21 protein-coding genes are annotated in these 16,265 nt (G+C 70.2%); 10 read left to right on the forward strand and 11 right to left on the reverse strand.

The genetic code is table 11. The features are described from left to right. From hisI to P0R32_RS01970, 6 genes are all read right to left on the reverse strand, one after another. The gene (gene hisI, locus P0R32_RS01945) at positions 1 to 393 is read right to left on the reverse strand and encodes a phosphoribosyl-AMP cyclohydrolase (protein WP_276238244.1); all 393 of its coding nucleotides are present in this window, start codon (positions 391 to 393) and stop codon (positions 1 to 3) included. Positions 394 to 448: 55 nt separating this feature from the next. Beyond that, positions 449 to 841 (reverse strand): hypothetical protein, encoded by a 393-nt coding sequence (locus P0R32_RS01950; protein ID WP_276238245.1) that lies wholly within the window; start codon positions 839 to 841, stop codon positions 449 to 451. A gap of 56 nt (positions 842 to 897) precedes the next feature. Beyond that, a complete protein-coding gene (locus P0R32_RS01955) occupies positions 898 to 2,013 on the reverse strand; it encodes an A24 family peptidase (protein ID WP_276238246.1) in 1,116 nt (371 codons plus the stop codon). A 118-nt stretch (positions 2,014 to 2,131) separates the two neighbouring features. Further along, positions 2,132 to 2,521: a ferredoxin Fer gene (gene fer / locus P0R32_RS01960; protein WP_276238247.1), complete on the reverse strand. Its 390-nt coding sequence runs from the start codon at positions 2,519 to 2,521 to the stop codon at positions 2,132 to 2,134. A gap of 160 nt (positions 2,522 to 2,681) precedes the next feature. Then, on the reverse strand, positions 2,682 to 3,866 hold the full coding sequence (locus P0R32_RS01965; RefSeq protein ID WP_276238248.1) for an inorganic phosphate transporter: 1,185 nt from the start codon (positions 3,864 to 3,866) through the stop codon (positions 2,682 to 2,684). A gap of 60 nt (positions 3,867 to 3,926) precedes the next feature. Next, entirely contained in the window at positions 3,927 to 4,919 is a 993-nt protein-coding gene (locus P0R32_RS01970) for a hypothetical protein (protein WP_276238249.1), read from the reverse strand. Between the two features lie 127 nt (positions 4,920 to 5,046). Here P0R32_RS01970 and htpX point away from each other — a divergent pair, with 127 nt between their 5' ends. The 9 genes from htpX (at position 5,047) to P0R32_RS02015 (ending at position 12,242) form a co-directional block, all read left to right on the forward strand. Further along, a complete protein-coding gene (gene htpX / locus P0R32_RS01975; protein ID WP_276238250.1) occupies positions 5,047 to 5,922 on the forward strand; it encodes a zinc metalloprotease HtpX in 876 nt (291 codons plus the stop codon). Positions 5,923 to 6,003: 81 nt separating this feature from the next. Beyond that, the gene (locus P0R32_RS01980) at positions 6,004 to 6,582 is read left to right on the forward strand and encodes an LURP-one-related/scramblase family protein (protein WP_276238251.1); all 579 of its coding nucleotides are present in this window, start codon (positions 6,004 to 6,006) and stop codon (positions 6,580 to 6,582) included. 90 nt (positions 6,583 to 6,672) lie between these two features. After that, positions 6,673 to 7,281, forward strand: coding sequence for a PspA-associated protein PspAB (gene pspAB / locus P0R32_RS01985; protein ID WP_276238252.1), 609 nt, complete (start codon positions 6,673 to 6,675; stop codon positions 7,279 to 7,281). A 305-nt stretch (positions 7,282 to 7,586) separates the two neighbouring features. Then, a complete protein-coding gene (radA, locus tag P0R32_RS01990) occupies positions 7,587 to 8,618 on the forward strand; it encodes a DNA repair and recombination protein RadA (protein ID WP_276238253.1) in 1,032 nt (343 codons plus the stop codon). Between the two features lie 110 nt (positions 8,619 to 8,728). After that, positions 8,729 to 9,103, forward strand: coding sequence for a DUF7475 family protein (locus P0R32_RS01995; RefSeq protein ID WP_276238254.1), 375 nt, complete (start codon positions 8,729 to 8,731; stop codon positions 9,101 to 9,103). 10 nt (positions 9,104 to 9,113) lie between these two features. Next, positions 9,114 to 9,668, forward strand: a complete 555-nt coding sequence (locus P0R32_RS02000; protein WP_276238255.1) for a metal-dependent hydrolase — start codon at positions 9,114 to 9,116, stop codon at positions 9,666 to 9,668. Positions 9,669 to 9,822: 154 nt separating this feature from the next. Further along, complete coding sequence (locus P0R32_RS02005) at positions 9,823 to 10,236, forward strand: 6-pyruvoyl trahydropterin synthase family protein (protein WP_276238256.1); 414 nt, start codon at positions 9,823 to 9,825, stop codon at positions 10,234 to 10,236. Beyond that, the gene (locus P0R32_RS02010; RefSeq protein WP_276238257.1) at positions 10,229 to 11,341 is read left to right on the forward strand and encodes a glycosyltransferase family 4 protein; all 1,113 of its coding nucleotides are present in this window, start codon (positions 10,229 to 10,231) and stop codon (positions 11,339 to 11,341) included. Before P0R32_RS02005 ends, P0R32_RS02010 begins: the two co-directional genes overlap by 8 nt. Beyond that, on the forward strand, positions 11,331 to 12,242 hold the full coding sequence (locus P0R32_RS02015) for a class I SAM-dependent methyltransferase (RefSeq protein ID WP_276238258.1): 912 nt from the start codon (positions 11,331 to 11,333) through the stop codon (positions 12,240 to 12,242). The genes P0R32_RS02010 and P0R32_RS02015 overlap by 11 nt, the downstream gene beginning before the upstream one ends. A 16-nt stretch (positions 12,243 to 12,258) precedes the next feature. Here P0R32_RS02015 and sufU read toward each other — a convergent pair whose 3' ends face one another. The 5 genes from sufU to P0R32_RS02040 all read right to left on the reverse strand — a co-directional run bounded on the left by sufU (position 12,259) and on the right by P0R32_RS02040 (position 15,596). Then, entirely contained in the window at positions 12,259 to 12,681 is a 423-nt protein-coding gene (sufU, locus tag P0R32_RS02020) for a Fe-S cluster assembly sulfur transfer protein SufU (RefSeq protein WP_276239444.1), read from the reverse strand. 75 nt (positions 12,682 to 12,756) lie between these two features. Next, a complete protein-coding gene (locus P0R32_RS02025) occupies positions 12,757 to 14,028 on the reverse strand; it encodes an aminotransferase class V-fold PLP-dependent enzyme (protein WP_276239445.1) in 1,272 nt (423 codons plus the stop codon). An 84-nt stretch (positions 14,029 to 14,112) separates the two neighbouring features. Beyond that, complete coding sequence (locus P0R32_RS02030) at positions 14,113 to 14,313, reverse strand: hypothetical protein (RefSeq protein ID WP_276238259.1); 201 nt, start codon at positions 14,311 to 14,313, stop codon at positions 14,113 to 14,115. Positions 14,314 to 14,354: 41 nt separating this feature from the next. Beyond that, entirely contained in the window at positions 14,355 to 14,744 is a 390-nt protein-coding gene (locus P0R32_RS02035) for a DUF424 domain-containing protein (protein ID WP_276238260.1), read from the reverse strand. Further along, positions 14,745 to 15,596: a tetratricopeptide repeat protein gene (locus P0R32_RS02040; RefSeq protein ID WP_276238261.1), complete on the reverse strand. Its 852-nt coding sequence runs from the start codon at positions 15,594 to 15,596 to the stop codon at positions 14,745 to 14,747. Positions 15,597 to 15,692: 96 nt separating this feature from the next. Between P0R32_RS02040 and thpR the strand changes: the two genes are divergently transcribed. After that, the gene (gene thpR, locus P0R32_RS02045) at positions 15,693 to 16,247 is read left to right on the forward strand and encodes an RNA 2',3'-cyclic phosphodiesterase (RefSeq protein ID WP_276238262.1); all 555 of its coding nucleotides are present in this window, start codon (positions 15,693 to 15,695) and stop codon (positions 16,245 to 16,247) included. Positions 16,248 to 16,265 lie beyond the last annotated feature (18 nt).

The raw sequence follows: 16,265 nt of genomic DNA on the forward strand, positions 1-16,265 counted from the left end.
TTACTCGTAGACTGCGTCGGGGTCGAACACCCGCTCGCCCACCTCGTCGCCGTCGACGGTGCGGTGGAAACACGAGCGGTGGCCGGTGTGGCAGGCGCCACCGGTCTGGTCAACGAGGTACAGGAGGGCGTCGGCGTCGCAGTCGACGCGCACCTCGTCGACGGCCTGCGTGTGGCCGCTGGTGGCGCCTTTCTCCCACAGTTCCTCGCGCGAGCGAGAGTAGTAGTGCGCCCGCCCCGTCTCGCGAGTCCGGTCGAGTGCCTCCCGGTTCACGTACGCGAGCATCAACACCTCGCCCGAGTCGGCGTCCTGTGCGACCGCGGGCACGAGTCCGTCGTCGCCGAAGTCCACGTCGACGCCGTCGCCCGCGGCGTCTGCGTGCGAATCGCTCATTGTCGGGAGGTCGGGGCTGTCGCGGATAGGTCTTGTGCGTACCGCGGCGTCGCGGTCACGCCGTCGACTCGTCCGCTGCCGCCAGGCGCGCCACCTCGGCGCCCACGACCGCGCCCGCGACGAGGACGCCCACCACGAACGCGACGAGTGCTGCGACGACTGCACCGTCGACTCCGAGTCCAGCCGCGAACGACACGGCAGCCTGCGCGACGACGGAGCCGAGCACCGCCGGGATCACCGTCCAGCGATTCGGGACGCTCCCGTCGGACGCCCACAGCGGGCCATCCGTCAGCGGCACGGCGACGACGACGCCCCAGACGACCGCGTTGCCGAGCGCGAGCGCCGGTGCGTGAGCGAACGAGTACGTCGCGACCGCGGCAACCGCGGCGAGTGTCGCGGCGAGGAGCCGCCGCGAGGTCGATCCACGGGCGAACGATGGAGGGGTCACACCGGCGAGTGTCGACCGGACGACGATAGTTCGGTCGGTCGATCGGTAACCCCGCGTCAGACCAGCCCGAGCGCCCCGAGGACGACCGTCAGCGCGTCGCCGTACGTCAACGCGAGCAGGAGGCCGCCGAACAGGGGGACGAGGAACGGGAGGCCCGGCGACACCCACAGCGCGTCCTCGCTGGTGACGCGCTCCAACCCCTCGCGCAGACGCTCGGGAGAGGTGCCGTAGGCGCTCCCCTCGATGTCGCCGAGGAAGCGCTCGGCCGCCCACGGGTCCTCCGCACCCGCGGGTTCCGACGCGTCGCCGGCGGTCACCGACTCGGGTTCGGTCGCGACCGCGTCGTCCGCGGCGTCGGGGAACTCGAAGCCGCCGGTGTCGTCGGTCGGGCCGACGTCCCCGGTCCCGCCGTCCGTCCGGGGACCGTCGTGGACCGCGCCGTCGGTCGGCGGGTGCGTCTCACCGACGGACGCCGGGTCGCGGTGGGCGTCGGGGGCCGCGCGCACGGCCGCGAGCGTCGTACCACGCCACCGGAGGTACATCCGCAGGGCGTCGAGGTCGAGGCCGCGAACCGGGCGGAGTCCGTCGACACGGATTATCTGGCCGTGCACCTCGGGGAGGTCGTCCACGGCGGTCCACCGCCCGACGAACATCGCCGGCGAGAGGCGACCGGCGACGACGTTGGAGGCGAACAGCAGGGCGATGTAGCCGGCGCCGAACAGCACCGCGTTCGTCAGCGCCGACATCGCCGCGACCCCGAGCGCGGACGGGTGGGCGGGGAATCCGACCGTGTGGAGCCACGTCACGTCCGGGAGAATCCACAGGGGGACGACGTACTGCGGGGTGGTCGGGAACGCGACCGCGAGCACGACGAGCGCCTTCATGTCGGCGCCGCCGAAGGCGGCCATCCGGTAGGCGAGGAAGGAGAACGGGATCAGAAACAGGAGCGAGAAGCCCGCCCGCACGAGGAACAGCCGCCCGGCGTAGTCGTCGAACGGGAACGCCGCCGCGGCGTCGATGGCGAACGCGAGGGCACCGATCGCGAGTAGTGGGTACCACAGGGAACTGGAGACGCGACGGGTGCGGATGTCGCGGTAGGCGGCCCACGCGAAGCCAGGGAGCAGCAGCAAGCGGAGGAGGTCGGCCGCGGTCGCGATGCCGAAGACGCGCATACCGGGTCGGGCGCCGCCGAGGAGTTAGTCGTTGCCCTCGACGACCCGGGGGCGAGCACATCGCGACAGCCGCGGCTGGCGGGGCGAATAAACGAGAGAAGGTGCGGCGAAGCCGCGTTCAGATGACGCGGTTCTGGAGGTAGTCCAGGTGCTTCGCGTTGTAGACGATCTTGATCTCGTCGGCCTGGGGCGACCCGATGCAGGTCAGACGGACGTTCTTGTCCTCGACCTCCTCGTCGGAGAGGATCTGCTGCATGTCCATCTCGATTTCACCCTCCTTCAGGATCGCCGCGCAGTTCGCGCAGGCGCCGGCGCGGCACGAGAAGGGCCAGTCGTAGCCCTGAGCCTCGGCGGCCTCGAGGATGTACTCGCCCTCGTTCACTTCGAGGGAACCGTAGTCCTCCGCGTCCAGCCCCGCATCCGCGGCGTTGGCGAAGAGGTCGTCGTCGTCGAGGTCCCAGCCGTTGTCGTCCAGCACTTCGTAGTTGAGGTATTCGACCGTGGGCATTTCGTCCCGCGATTCGACCGCCGGGCCATTAGTTGTTGCTATCTCACGAGGTATATCGCCGCCCGCTGGCGTTTAGGCCCGCCAAAACCACCGATCTCCGATCCACGAGCGGGGGCAGCCCGGTCGTCTCCGGCCGAGTCGGGGTCGGCGTCGCCGGCGGCTACAGCGGTGCGAACGCGAACAGCGCGTAGGAAGCGGCGAACGACAGCGACGGCGTGAGGATCCAGAAGAAGACGACGCGGCCAGTCGTCCCGGGGTCGAACAGGTCCTCCGCGAGGAGGTCGTCTTCCTCCTCCTCGCCGACGCGGGGCACCTCGTCGGGCGAGGAGCGCTCGGCGGTGAGCGCGTTCACCGACACCTCCGGCCGCTCGCGCTCGCCCCCGTCTGCTCCGGCGCCGATGGCGCCGCCGACGGCGTCGCCGATGGTCGTCGTCCGGGTGGCGCGCCCCCACCCGAGGCCGACGATTGACATCGTCGCCGACACCGCTAGCGAGGCGGGAATCCCGATCGCAGAGAGGAACGTGATCATGCTCGCGGACACCACCTCGACGATCAGCGCCGCCAGCAGCGGCAGGTCCGTGAGGTCGTTGCCGACGGTGTCGAGCGTCCGTCGGGCGATGGTGAACGCCCCGAGCGCGATGGCGCCGCCAGCGAGCAACACGCCCTGACTCGCGGTCACCGAGCCGTTGCCGACCAGCGGCGCGACCGCGTTGGCGGCGTTGGACGCGCCCGCCGAGAACGCCATGTAGCAGGCGATCACGAGCACGAGAAGCGTGCCGACCAGTTCCTTGGGGGTCGTCCCGTCGGTGATCCGAGGGCGGAGGCCGTCGAGTTCGACGACGGCACCGGGTGAGCGGTCGATGGCGAAGGCGGCGTCGAGATACGGGTAGAGGTAGCGACCGATGACCGCACAGATCCAGAACGCGACGACGGGCGCGACGAGCCACCAGCCGACGATGCGGAGCATCACCTCCGAGTCGAGCGTCCCCGTCGCCGCCCCGAGACCCGCGATGGCGCCGACGGCGGTCATGGACGTGGAGGCAGGGACGCCGAAGGTGTTGGAGACGAGCAGCGCCAGCCCCACGAAGAAGAGGACGGCGACGCTGGCGGTCAGCGTGAACTGCGCGGCGGGGACGATCTCCCCGCCCATCGTGTTGATGACCTCCCGGCCGACCGTCCACCCGCCCGCGAGCGCGAACAGCGACATGAGCGCCGCCGCCGCGGTCTTCGAGAGCGTGCCGCTCCCCACCGCCGGCCCGAACGAGACGCCGGTCGACGAGCCGCCGATGTTGAACCCGACGAACACCGCGACCAACAGTCCGACCAGCAGGAGTGCCTCGACCACACCGCTACTCGCGCCCCTCGGTGTATAGTCCGTTCGTTCGGCGACAGACGCACCGCTTCCTCAGCCCCACCACACCCAGTCGTCCCACCAGCCACCGCCGCCTCCGTCGTCACCGCCGTCGCCGCCGTCTCCACCGTCTCCATCGCCTCCGTCGTCGTCTCCGCCCCACACCCAATCGTCCCACCAGTCCCACCAATCCCACCAGCCGTCGTCCCAGTCGCCCCACCAGTCCCACCAGTCGTCGGCGTCCGCGACCGTGACGTGCTGGTCGGCGAGCGTCTCGTCGGTCGCGCCGACTGCCGACGTCCCGTCTGCGTCGGCGGCGCGGACGAACTCGACGGTGTAGTCGCCGGGTTCCGCGGCGACCGCCGCACCGTACTCGTCGGCCGAGACCGCGAAGTCGTCCCGGTCGAGGCGAGCCACGACGGCGCCGTCTGTGTCGCGGACGCGGACGTCGAGCGTCGCCAACGCGGCGTCGGACTCCACCTCGACGTCGATCCCCTCCCCGTCGCCCTCGGCGTCGAACTCCTCGACGACGGGTGGGTCGGCAGGCGGTGGTGTCGGTGTGGCTGTGGGCGTCGCGGTCGGTGTGGCTGTCGGCGTCGCCGTGGGCGTCGCGGTCGGTGTTGCGGTCGGCGTCGCCGCCGGGAGGACGATCCGGCCGTCGTCGACGACGCCGCCGGTGGGGACGTGGACGACCAGCACGCGGACGCCGCCGGTCCGGTTCGCCAGCGCTCCCGGGACAGTCACGCGCTCGCCGGGGTCGAACCGGCCGTCCGCGAGCGCCCCGTCGTCGGGGGCGTCGTCTCCGGGTATGGAGTCGCCGTCGACGACGAAGCGGATCGTCTCCACCGGGAGCGCGTCGCCGCCGCGATGGACGACGACGAGGCTCGCGCCGTCCCGCTCGAAGTCGTACTCGCCGAGAGGGGTCAACTCTCGGTCAGAGGGGGCGACCGACTCGACGACCGCGAGTCCGACTGTCGTCGTCACCACCAAGACGACCGCCGTCGCGGCGATCACACCGACGAGGTCAGCCTGTGCGCGGTCGGCCATGCTAATCGTTCGGCCACGCGACAGGTCATAATCGGTCGGATCCGATTATCAGTCGCAGTGACGGTCGGCGGGGATCGGCTCCGATCCCCACGACAGCGTTTAAGCCGTGCATCCGGTAGTAGGGGGTATGGAATGGAAGACGGACTGGGGACTCCGCGGTCGCATGGTGCTGACCGGGTTCCTCCTGTTCGCCCTCTACATCGTGTTCGGCGCCGTCGTCCTCCGGTTGGGCTACGGTGGGATGCTCATCTTCATGGTGCCGTTCCTGTTCGCGCAGTTCTTCTTCAGCGACAGGCTCGCCCTCTACTCGATGGGCGCCAAGGAGGTGTCCGAACAGGAGTACCCCGACCTGCACCGCACGATCACCCGGCTGTCTCAACAGGCCGACCTGCCGAAGCCGAAGGTCGCCGTCGCTGACTCGCGGGTCCCGAACGCGTTCGCGACCGGGCGCTCGCAGAAGAAGTCCGCCGTCTGCGTGACGACCGGCCTCCTGCGCACCCTCGACGACGAGGAGTTGGAGGGCGTGCTCGCCCACGAGCTCGCGCACATCAAGAACCGCGACGTGATGGTGATGACCATCGCGTCGTTCCTGTCGACGCTGGCGTTCATCATCGTGCGCTGGGGCTGGCTGTTCGGCGGCGGCGGCGACAGCCGCGGCGGCAACCAGGCACCCGTGCTCGTCGCCATCCTCGTGTCGCTGGTCGTGTGGGTGGTCTCGTTCCTGCTCATCCGCATGCTGTCGCGCTACCGCGAGTTCGCGGCCGACCGCGGCGGTGCGGCCATCTCCGGCAAACCCGGCGCGCTCGCGTCGGCACTGATCACCATCGACAGCGGCATGGACCGCGTCCCGAAAGAGGACCTGCGCGACACCGCCGAGATGAACGCGTTCTTCGTCATCCCGATCAAGTCCGGCTTCGTCGGGAAGCTGTTCTCCACCCACCCGAGCACGGAGAAGCGCGTCGAGCGCCTCCGCGCGCTGGAGCGCGAACTCGAGTCGGCCTGACGAACCCGACACCGCCCCGTCCCCGACGCGCCCCCGGTCCCCGTCCGAGGGTTGAAATACGATCCCGGAGCACCAGCGTCCGTGAGCGAGCGCACCTACGACATCGCCGGGATCGACCTCAGCGACGACCGCTACACGGTCGTCCAGAGCCTCGTCCGCAACAAGTACCGCGCCGAGGACGCCGCCGGCAACGTCGTCCTCCGGGGGAAACAGAAGATGCTGAAGCTGAAAGAGGAGTTCCCGTTCGTCGACGCCGACGGCGACCCGGTGTTCCGGGTGAAGGCCGCCGGGATGCTCGACGTCGCCGGCAACTACGTCCTCACGGACTCGCAGACGGACGAAGAACTGGTGATCCTCGACAACGACTACTCGATACTCCAAGACACGTGGACGGTCCGCGACGCCGAGACGGGGGCGCGACTGGCGCAGATCGACTCCCGCGGCGCGGCGGTCACCGTCGCGCGCAACGTCCTCCCGTTCGGCGCGTGGATCCCCCACAAGTACGAGATCACCGACGCAGACGGCGACCACGTCGGCTCGATCGAGGGGCAGTTCTCGCTGGCCGACACCTACGAGATCACCGTCGACGACGCGAGCGACGTGCCGAAAGAGCCCGTCGTCGCCGCGGCGATGGTGATCGACGCGATCCAGGGGAACTGAGGCGCCCGCAGTCGCGACGCCGACCCACCTTCGAGACCCGCGGGAGGCGACGACTTCAACACGTCCCCCGCCGTCGATCTGGCAACGACGATGGGGATTCTCGACACACTCCGGTCCGTGCTGGGCGTGCGCGCGGAGACCGACGCCGTGAGCGACGCCGACCCCGAGGACCTGTTCGGGATGAGCACCGCCTACGTCACCATGGAGGCGGACCTGGGGTTCGCCTCCGTCGGCGAGGCCGCCTTGTGCTTCTCGTCGGTCGACTCGACCGACTTCGCCGAGACCGTCGACGCGGTGGAGACGATTCTCGACGCCGGGGAGGAGGAGACGGGCACGACGTTCCGCCGTCACGCCGACGACTACGGCTACCAGTGGGTCGTGCTCGGCGACGACGACCCGGAGGACCTGGTCACCTCCGTCCACTTCGCCGCCGACGAGTTCATTGAGCGCGGGTACGGGTCGCGCCTGCTCGCCGCAGTCTTCGGCTTCGAACGCGACAGCGGCGAGCGCGCCTACTGGATCTACTCGTTCCGCCGGGGCGCGTACTACCCGTTCGCGCCCAAGAGCACCGACGAGCGCGACAACAAGATCGAGTTCAAACTGGAGTCGATGCTCGACGGCGAACTCGGGGTCGAGACCGAGAAGGAGTACTGGTACCCGCTGTGGCCCGACACGCCGAACGGCCACCCCTGGGGCTGACCGCGTCGCACACCGTCGACGCGACGGCGACCACGACCGCGTAGCGCCCGCGACGGTCGCGACCTCCTGACCACCCGCCCCCGAGACGCTCCCCACCACCTGTGTTCGACGCCAGATCGATCCGTCCACGAGCGGCAGCGCCGTGTGCCCTCCGTCCGCCCGCGCCCGCCGCTCCGTTCGATCCGACCGATCCGGGGTGAACGCTCGGACACCCGTGGTGATCGACCCGCTCACGTACCTCGATTTCACTTCCACCCTACTGTTAACGAGGGTTTATGTGGTGAGCGGAGTAAGAACCGGGTACGATGCCAGAAGACGATCTGCAGGCGCTTCCCGGAGTCGGCCCCGCGACCGCGGACAAGCTCGTCGAGGCGGGCTTCAAGAGCTACCAGAGCCTCGCAGTCGCCAGCCCGGGCGACCTCGGCAACACCGCCGACATCGGCGAGTCGACCGCCGCGGACGTGATCAACGGCGCCCGCGAGGCCGCCGACGTGGGCGGCTTCGAGACGGGCGCGGCGGTGCTGGAGCGACGCGAGGAGATCGGCAAGCTCTCCTGGCAGATCGACGAGGTCGACGACCTGCTCGACGGCGGGCTGGAGACGCAGTCGATCACCGAGGTGTACGGCGAGTTCGGGTCCGGTAAGTCGCAGGTGACCCACCAGATGGCCGTCAACGTCCAGTTGACCCACGAGAACGGCGGGCTCGACGGCGGCTGCATCTTCGTCGACTCCGAGGACACGTTCCGCCCCGAGCGGATCGACGACATGGTCCGCGGCCTCGACGACGAGATCCTCGAAGACGAGTTCGAGCGCCGTGAGATCGAGGGCTCGCCCGACGACGACGAGGCGATGCAGGAACTGGTCGGCGACTTCCTCGACCACATCCACGTCGCGAAGGCGTTCAACGCCAACCACCAGATCCTCCTGGCCGAGAAGGCGAACGAACTCGCCAGCGAGCACGAGGACACCGACTGGCCGATCCGCCTGCTGTGTGTCGACTCGCTCACCGCCCACTTCCGCGCGGAGTACGTCGGCCGCGGCGAGTTGGCCGAGCGCCAGCAGAAGCTCAACAAGCACCTCCACGAACTCGACAAGGTCGGCAACCTGTACAACGTCGCCGTGCTCGTGACCAACCAGGTCGCGGCCAACCCCGACTCGTACTTCGGCGACCCGACCCAGCCGATCGGTGGCCACATCCTCGGCCACAAGTCGACGTTCCGCATCTACCTCCGAAAGTCGAAGGGCGACAAGCGGATCGTCCGCCTCGTGGACGCGCCGAACCTCGCCGACGGCGAGGCGGTCATGCGCGTGCAGGACGGCGGCCTGAAGCCCGAGTAACGCCGCAGTCGACGCGAGCCGTCCGGGTGGCAGGCTCCACCCGACGCCTGCGGTCGATTCCGACGGAAGGTGTGAGAGTTTTTAACACGTTTCCGGTCGTCTAGCGGAGCATGAGCACCGAAACCGCGTCGAGGGGACTGACGATCCACACGGAGTCGATGACCAGCATCCACTGGCTCGGCGTCGCGCTGGCGACGATCACGGGCGTGGTCCACCTGTGGCTCGCGTACGCGTTCATGTCGGAGACGGGGCCCGCCATCGCGTTCCTGATCGCCGCCGTAGGGTTCTTCGGCGGCGTCGCGGCGGTGTTGCTCGACTACCGACGGCGACTGTTCTACGCGCTCGGAATCCCGTTCACCGCCGGCCAGATCCCGCTGTGGTACGTGGCGAACGCCCCCGACTTCGGCGCGATCGGGATCGCAGACAAAGTCGTGCAGGTGGTGCTGATCGTCGTCCTCGTCGTCCTGTTCCGCCAGGAGTCGTGAGCCGGCCGTGATGGCGTTCACCCACGCGCTCGTCGGCGCGGCGGTGGCGGCCCCCGTCGTCGTGCTTGCCCCCGAACTGGCCGTTCCCGCGGCGCTGGCGGGGATGGTCGGTGGGCTCCTCCCCGATATCGACCTGTTCGTCGGACGCCACCGGCGGACGCTCCACTTCCCGGTGCTGGGGTGGGCGCTCGCGCTCCCCGCAGGCGCGGTCGCCGCGGCGTTCCCGACGGTCGCCACGGTGTCGCTCGCGACGCTGAGCGCCTCGTTCGCACTCCACGCCGGCACGGACGCGCTGGGGGCCGGCGACGAGGTCCGCCCGTGGGAGCGCACCTCCGCGGAGGCCGTGTACGACCACTTCCGCGGGCGCTGGATCGGGCCGCGGTACGTTATCCGGTACGACGGCGCCCCGGAGGACGCCGTCGCGACCGCGGTGTTGGCCGTGCCGGTCGTCGCGTTCTACCCGGCACCACTGCCGGCGGTGGCCGTGACCTGCGTCGCGCTCGGCGTCGTGTACGCGCTCGTCCGGCGCCGCCTCCCGCCGGTCGTCGAGGAGTTCGTAGGGTGAGGCGGGTGTCGCGCGGTCGGCGCCGCGTCGGTCGCCTCGGTCACGACACGTTTAGGGTGACTGAGTCGCTGTGTGTTCTCAACAGATCGACCGACGCGGCGACCGTCGCTGCCCTCGACCGCGGCGCGTCGCGTGGCCGGCGCGTCACCCACGCATGACCTACCGCACGACCGTCACCCGACAGTTCGTCGCACAGCACTACCTCACGGTCCCCGACCCCGGTCCGGAGGGCGACCTCCACTCGCACGTCTTCGCCGTCGAGGCAACCTTCGCTGGCCCGTCGCTGAACGAGTACAACTACCTCGTCGACATCGACGACGTGCGCGCCGCCCTCGACGACGCCGAGGCGCGCTACCGCGACGCCACGCTGAACGAACTGGCGGAGTTCGACGGCTACAACCCCAGCGTCGAGCGGTTCGCCCGCGTGCTCCACGAACGGATCGCTCCCGCCGCGGCGGACGGCCCGGCTGACACCCTCCGCGTCACCGTGTGGGAAGACGACGAGGCCGCCGCCGGGTACGAGGCGCCGGTCGCCGCCGCGACCGACTCGGACGGCCGGGATGGCTGAGGCGACCGACGGACTCGCCGTGGCGGTAGTCCTCCCGGGCGACCCGTCGACCACCTCGGGCGGCTTCCAGTACGACCGACGCCTCGTCGCCGGTCTGCGGGCCGCGGGCGCGACGGTCCGGGTGTTCTCCGTCCCGTGGCGCCGCTACCCGCTCGGCGTCGTCGACACGCTCGGACTCGCGACGGGCGTCCCCCAAGGACTGCGCGAGGCAGACGTGGTCGTCGTGGACGAACTCGCACATCCCGGGACCGCGGGACTGGTCCGCAGGCTCCGGCGTGGCGGCACGCCCGTCGTCGCGCTCGTCCACCACCTCCGGTGTGCCGAGGGCGGTCGGTTCGCACCCGTCGCCCGACGGCTCGAACGGACGTTCCTCCGCGGGTGTTCGGCGGCGGTCTGCGTCAGCGCCGCGACCGAACGCGACGTTCGCGACCTGGTCGGCGACGGCCTCCCGACCCACCTCGCGGCTCCCCCGGCCGACCAGTTCGCCCCCGACGTGACTCGCGACGACGTGGCGCGGCGCGCCCGGGAGTCGCCGCTCCGTGTCGTCGCGCTTGGATCGCTCGTCCCCCGGAAGGGCCACCCGACGCTGGTGCGGGCCCTCGCGGGGGTCGACCCCGCGGTCGACTGGCACCTCGCCGTCGTCGGCCCCGAACCCGACGCGGCACACGCGACGGCGGTCCGCGACCTCGTTGACGGCCTCGGTGTCGACGACCGGGTGACGTTCCACGGGAAGGTTCCCGGCGACCACCTCGCCGACGTGCTCCGGCGCTCCCACGTCCTCGCGCTCCCCTCGACGTACGAAGGGTTCGGGATGGCGTACCTGGAGGGGATGGGGTTCGGCCTCCCAGCGGTCGCCACCGCGGCCGGCGGCGCCGACGCGGTCGTCACGGACGGCGTAGACGGCTTCCTGGTCGACCCGGGCGACGTGGGCGGCGTCCGGGAGGCGCTGACCACGCTCGCGACCGACCGCGAACGACTGGCCGCGATGGGCCGTGCCGCGCTCGACCGATTCGACGCCCACCCCGAGTGGAGCGACACCGTCGCGGGGGTCCGCTCGTTCCTCGCGAGCGTCGTCGCCGACCCGGAGGTGCCCGATGGAGGGTGACGACGTGGCGTACCTGGAGGCTGCGGCCACCGTCGACGACCGCGCCCACAGCGCCGCCGGCGACGCCGCGTTCCGCGAGGCGCTCGGCGTGGCTGGAGACGCCGACGCCGATGCCACCGCCGACGACGCCGACAGTCACTCCGACGCCGTCCGCGTGCTGGAAGCCGGTGCCGGCACGTGCGGGCTGCTCCGACGACTCCTCGCCGCCGTGACGCTCCCGACTGGCGAGTGGGTCGCCGTCGACACCGACGAGCGGTCGCTGCGCACCGGCCGCGACCGACTCCACGACGCCGCGCGCGCCGCCGGCTACGGAGTCGAAACGGAGGGGTCGGCGACGAGTATCAGATCGCCGGACGGAGGGCGACTTCGGGTCCGCTTCCGCGTCGCTGACGTCCGGACCGTGGCCGCCGAGTCGACGTTCGACGGCGTCGTCGCGCGCTCGTTCGCCGACCTCCTCGCGCCCGGGGCCGTGCTCGACCTCCTGCGGACGGCCGCGCCGGACGGCTGGTACCACCTGCCGCTGACGTTCGACGGCGAGACCGAGTTCACGCCCGCCCACCCGGCGGACGCCGCCGTTGTCGACGCGTTTCACGGGACGATGCGCAACCGCGGCCGGGCGGCGACGCTCCTCGCCGACCGGTTCACCGAGGCGGGCGCGGCGCCGACGGTCGACGCGCGCTCGGACTGGGTGGTCGAGGGCGACGGGACCGGCGGCTATCCCGCCGCCGAGGCGACGTTCCTGCGGACCATCCTCGACACCGTCGTCGCGTCGGTTCGCGAGTCGGGCGCGGTGGCGGAGCAGTTGCTCACCGACTGGGAAGCGACGCGGAGGGCGCAGTTGGCGCGGGGGGAGTTGGGGTACGTCGCGGCGAACCGCGACCTGTTCGGGCGGGTGCCGTAGCGACCGCGTCGGTCGCTCAGTCCTCGGTCTTCGTCACGTCGAGGTCGTCGAGTTCGCCCTCGTACAGCTTCGCGCCGTCCTGGGCGACCTGCCGGGCGAGCACGGCGCACTTGATCCGCATCGGCGAGATGTCGACGCCGAGCATCTCGGTCACGTCGTCGGTGTCCATCGCCTCCAGTTCGTCGAGCGTCTTCCCCTGCAGACGCTCCGAGAGCATCGACGCCGACGCCTGCGAGATGGCGCAGCCGTCGCCCGAGAACGCGACGTAGTCGATGGTCTCGCCGTCGTCGTCCAGCCGCACGTCGACCCGGATCGTGTCGCCACAGGAGGGGTTCTCGCCGGTGTGGGAGAACGTGGCGTCGTCGAGTTCGCCGTAGTTGCGCGGGTTCTTGTAGTGGTCGAGAATCTGCTGGCGATACATGTCGGAGCCGCCGCCAATGCCCATTGTTGTCGGGAATTGGTGAGAGAGTCCGTTAAGGGTTCCGGGGAGTCGTGCTCCGTGGCGACGTGCGGCTCAGGCGAACAGTTGCCGCGCGTCGTCCACGGCCTCAACGAGTTTGTCGATCTCCTCGCGCGTGTTGTAGATATAGAAGGACGCGCGGGCGCTGGCCGGCACCCCGAGTTTGTCGTGGAGCGGCTGGGTGCAGTGGTCGCCGGCGCGGACGGCGACGCCGTGGTCGTTGAGGATGCTGGAGAGGTCGTGCGCGTGGACGCCGTCGACGTTGAACGCGACCAGGCCGGCGCGGTCGTCGCCCGGCGGGCCGTAGATGTCCACGTCGTCGTACGCGGTGAGTTCGTCGTAGGCGTACTCCGCGAGCAGTTGCTCGTGGGCGTGGACGTTCTCCATCCCGAGGTCCTCGAGGTAGTCGATGGCGGCGTGGAGCGCGATGCCCTGCTCGATGACGGGCGTGCCGGCCTCGAACTTCCACGGGAGGTCCTCCCACTGGGAGTCCTCGAACGTGACCTTCCGGATCATCTCCCCGCCGTACAGGTACGGCTCCATCTCTTCGAGGAGGTGCTCCTTCCCGTACAGCACGCCGATGCCCGTCGGGCCGCACATCTTGTGGCCCGAGAACGCGAAGAAGTCGGCGTCGATGGTCTGCACGTCGACGGGCATGTGCGGCACCGACTGCGCGCCGTCGACGAACACGAGGCCGCCGTGGTCGTGGACGAGGTCGGCGAGTTCGGCCACCGGGTTCACCGTGCCGAGCGTGTTGGAGACGTGGACGACGTTCGCCATCGCGGTGTCGTCGTCGACCAACTCGCGGGCGTGGTCCATGTCGAGGCGCCCGTCCTCGTCGACGCGGATGAAGCGCACGTCCGCGCCGGTCTTCTTGCCGATCTGTTGCCACGTGACCAGCGAGGCGTGGTGCTCCATCTCGGTGAGGACGACGTTGTCCTCGGGGCCGAGTTCGTTGAGCCCCCACGCGTACGCGACGAGGTTCTCCGCCTCGGTGGTGTTCTTCGTGAACACGACCTCCTCGCGCCCGTTCGCGCCGATGAACTCGGCGACGCGGTCGTGGGCGTGTTCGTACGCGGTGCTGGCCTCCTGACTCAGTTGGTGGATGCCGCGGTGGACGTTGGAGTTGTACGAGTGGTAGTAGTCCACGATGGTGTCGACCACCTGGTCGGGCGTGTGGCTCGTCGCCGCGTTGTCGAGGTACACGAGCGGTTTCGTGTCGCCCTCGCTCTCGCCGGGGACGGTGACGTCGCCGCCGACCTTCCGGTCGAGGATGGGGAAGTCCTCCCGGACGGCGTCGACGTCGAGCGGATACGATTCCTGGATACCCATTGCCGGAGACACGGGACCGAGGGGTAACATCCCTTCGGTCGCGGGGAGGCAACGGGGCGAAACCGGCGCGAGGGGGCGTCAGTCGTCGGTGTCGACCGCGGCGAACAGGTACGCCGAGGCGTACGACCAGACGGCGTACAACCCGACCCCGACGACTGCCAGGGCGAGTCCACCGACGATCAGGTTCCCGGCGAGCACGTCGAGCGCGTACACGATCACCGCGACGGCGACGAGTCCGAGGAACACGTCCAGTCGGACCAGAAGTTCTGAGTCTGCCACGACGGAATCGCGACGCGAGCGGACAAGAAGGCGTCGGCGGCCTACAGCCAGAGCAACTGCGCGTGGAGCGTGCCGCCCACGTCGAGCACGCGCTCCTCGTCGATGATCCCCTCGTCGACGGCGACGCCGACGCAGTCCTCGCCGACGAGGTTCGCCGTGTCGGCGTCGTACAGGCCCTCGACGACCGCCTCGGCGTCGGCGGGTTCGGCGTCGTCGCCCCCGTAGAACTCCTCACTCACGTCCAGCGACACCGGGCCGTTCTCGAACGACTCGCCGAGCACGGCAACGTCACACACCGCCACGAGCGTCCCCTCGGGCGTCTCGCGGCGCGTGAGCAGGTAGTCGGCGTCCGCGTCGGCGGCGGCGCTCGCCGACGACTCGGTCTCGGCGGGCGCGTCCGTCGCGTCGACCGGTCCGGCGTCGTCGCTCATCTACAGGCCTCCCAGGTCGAGGTCGTCGCCGCCGGCGCCCTGGCCGCCACCCCCCACACCGCCGGGGGCGCCGCCTTGGCCGCCCATCGCGCCGCCCTCGCCGTGTTCGCGGACCATCTCCTGTTCGGCCTCCTTGCGGATCTCCTCGGCGCGCTCGGCGGCCGCCTCGGCCTCGTCCTCGCGCCCCAACTCGTCGAGCGCGCGGGCCTTCTCTTCGAGCACCTCGGCGTTGCGCATCCCCAGTCGGATCGCGTTGTCGAAGGCGGTGACGGCGTCCTCCAGCAGGCCGCGCTCGACGAGGAAGAAGCCCCGGTTGTACCACGCCTGCGGGAAGCGCGGGTCGATCTCGACGGCGCGCTCGGCGTGCTCCAGCGCCTGCTCGGTGCGTCCAGACTCGTGGAGCGCGTACGCGAGGTTCGTCTCGGCGCTGGCGGCGTGTTCGGAGTCGTCGTCGATGCGCAGCGCCTCGCGGTAGGCGCCGACGGCCTCGTCCCACTCCTCCAGTTGGGCGTGGGCGACGCCCTTGTTCGTCCACGCCTCCTGCTCGTCGAGGGAGTCGTCCTCGGCGAACTGCGCGGCGCGCGCGAACGTCTCGGTCGCCTCCTCGAAGCGGTTGATCCCCATGTAGGAGAGTCCGACCTCCATGAGACTCTCCACGTCGACGCGGTCCTTCGGGATGTTGCGCTCGTCGAGCAGGTCCGTGAGGACGCGTGTGTCGACGGGGTCGACCTGAGAGGGGTCGGCGTTCAACGCCTCCGGGTCGAGGGTGAACTCCTCGTAGTCCTCGTCGAGGCCCTGGCCCTCGGAGAACTGGTGCGGCTTTCGTTCGGGGTCCGGCTCCTCGTCGCTCATTGAGTACGAATCGTCCGTGTGGACGGATGTATGTTGCGCGTCCGAGTGGCGAGGGTGCGCGCGCCGTTTTTTCTCCCCCGCCGCCGAAGCGTCCGTATGCCGCGACTGTTCGTCTCGGTCGACCTCCCCGACCGGCTCTCGGCCGAGTTCGCCGACGTGCAAGCGCCCCTGCGTGACGGTCCGAGCCTGCGGGTCACCGATCCCGAGCAGGCACACTGCACCCTGAAGTTCCTCGGCGACGTGGACGAGTCCCGCCTCGACGACGTCGTCGAGGCGCTCGGCCGCGCGGTCGAGGCGGCGGCCGTCGGTCCGTTCGACTGCGAGGTCGGTGGGCTCGGCGTGTTCCCGTCGGCCGACTACATCAGCGTCGTCTGGGTCGGCGTCCGCGAGGGGAGCGCCGAGTTGACTCGGCTCGCCGAGGCCATCGAGCGCGAGACGGTCGAACTGGGCTTCGAGGAGGCCGACCACGAGTTCACGCCGCACCTCACCCTGGCTCGGATGGACGACGCACGCGGAAAACAGCGCGTGCAGGAGTATCTGGACGAGGACCCGACTGTCGGGCGGTTCGAGGTGCGCGAGGTCCGACTCACCGAGTCGACCCTGACCAGGGAGGGGCCGCACTACGAGACGCGGGCACGAGTCTCGTTGTAGTCGGTCGGCTCAGTCGGG

Source organism: Halobaculum marinum (assembly GCF_029338555.1).
Lineage (GTDB): Archaea > Halobacteriota > Halobacteria > Halobacteriales > Haloferacaceae > Halobaculum > Halobaculum marinum.

What these genes read in the sequence shown, in the direction of transcription:
- hisI (WP_276238244.1), bottom strand. Translation starts at nt 393, where the DNA reads ATGAGCGATTCGCACGCAGACGCCGCGGGCGACGGCGTCGACGTGGAC.
- P0R32_RS01955 (WP_276238246.1), bottom strand. Translation starts at nt 2,013, where the DNA reads ATGCGCGTCTTCGGCATCGCGACCGCGGCCGACCTCCTCCGCTTGCTG.
- fer (WP_276238247.1), bottom strand. Translation starts at nt 2,521, where the DNA reads ATGCCCACGGTCGAATACCTCAACTACGAAGTGCTGGACGACAACGGC.
- P0R32_RS01970 (WP_276238249.1), bottom strand. Translation starts at nt 4,919, where the DNA reads ATGGCCGACCGCGCACAGGCTGACCTCGTCGGTGTGATCGCCGCGACG.
- htpX (WP_276238250.1), top strand. Translation starts at nt 5,047, where the DNA reads ATGGAATGGAAGACGGACTGGGGACTCCGCGGTCGCATGGTGCTGACC.
- pspAB (WP_276238252.1), top strand. Translation starts at nt 6,673, where the DNA reads ATGGGGATTCTCGACACACTCCGGTCCGTGCTGGGCGTGCGCGCGGAG.
- radA (WP_276238253.1), top strand. Translation starts at nt 7,587, where the DNA reads ATGCCAGAAGACGATCTGCAGGCGCTTCCCGGAGTCGGCCCCGCGACC.
- P0R32_RS01995 (WP_276238254.1), top strand. Translation starts at nt 8,729, where the DNA reads ATGAGCACCGAAACCGCGTCGAGGGGACTGACGATCCACACGGAGTCG.
- P0R32_RS02000 (WP_276238255.1), top strand. Translation starts at nt 9,114, where the DNA reads ATGGCGTTCACCCACGCGCTCGTCGGCGCGGCGGTGGCGGCCCCCGTC.
- P0R32_RS02005 (WP_276238256.1), top strand. Translation starts at nt 9,823, where the DNA reads ATGACCTACCGCACGACCGTCACCCGACAGTTCGTCGCACAGCACTAC.
- P0R32_RS02010 (WP_276238257.1), top strand. Translation starts at nt 10,229, where the DNA reads ATGGCTGAGGCGACCGACGGACTCGCCGTGGCGGTAGTCCTCCCGGGC.
- P0R32_RS02015 (WP_276238258.1), top strand. Translation starts at nt 11,331, where the DNA reads ATGGAGGGTGACGACGTGGCGTACCTGGAGGCTGCGGCCACCGTCGAC.
- P0R32_RS02035 (WP_276238260.1), bottom strand. Translation starts at nt 14,744, where the DNA reads ATGAGCGACGACGCCGGACCGGTCGACGCGACGGACGCGCCCGCCGAG.
- P0R32_RS02040 (WP_276238261.1), bottom strand. Translation starts at nt 15,596, where the DNA reads ATGAGCGACGAGGAGCCGGACCCCGAACGAAAGCCGCACCAGTTCTCC.
- thpR (WP_276238262.1), top strand. Translation starts at nt 15,693, where the DNA reads ATGCCGCGACTGTTCGTCTCGGTCGACCTCCCCGACCGGCTCTCGGCC.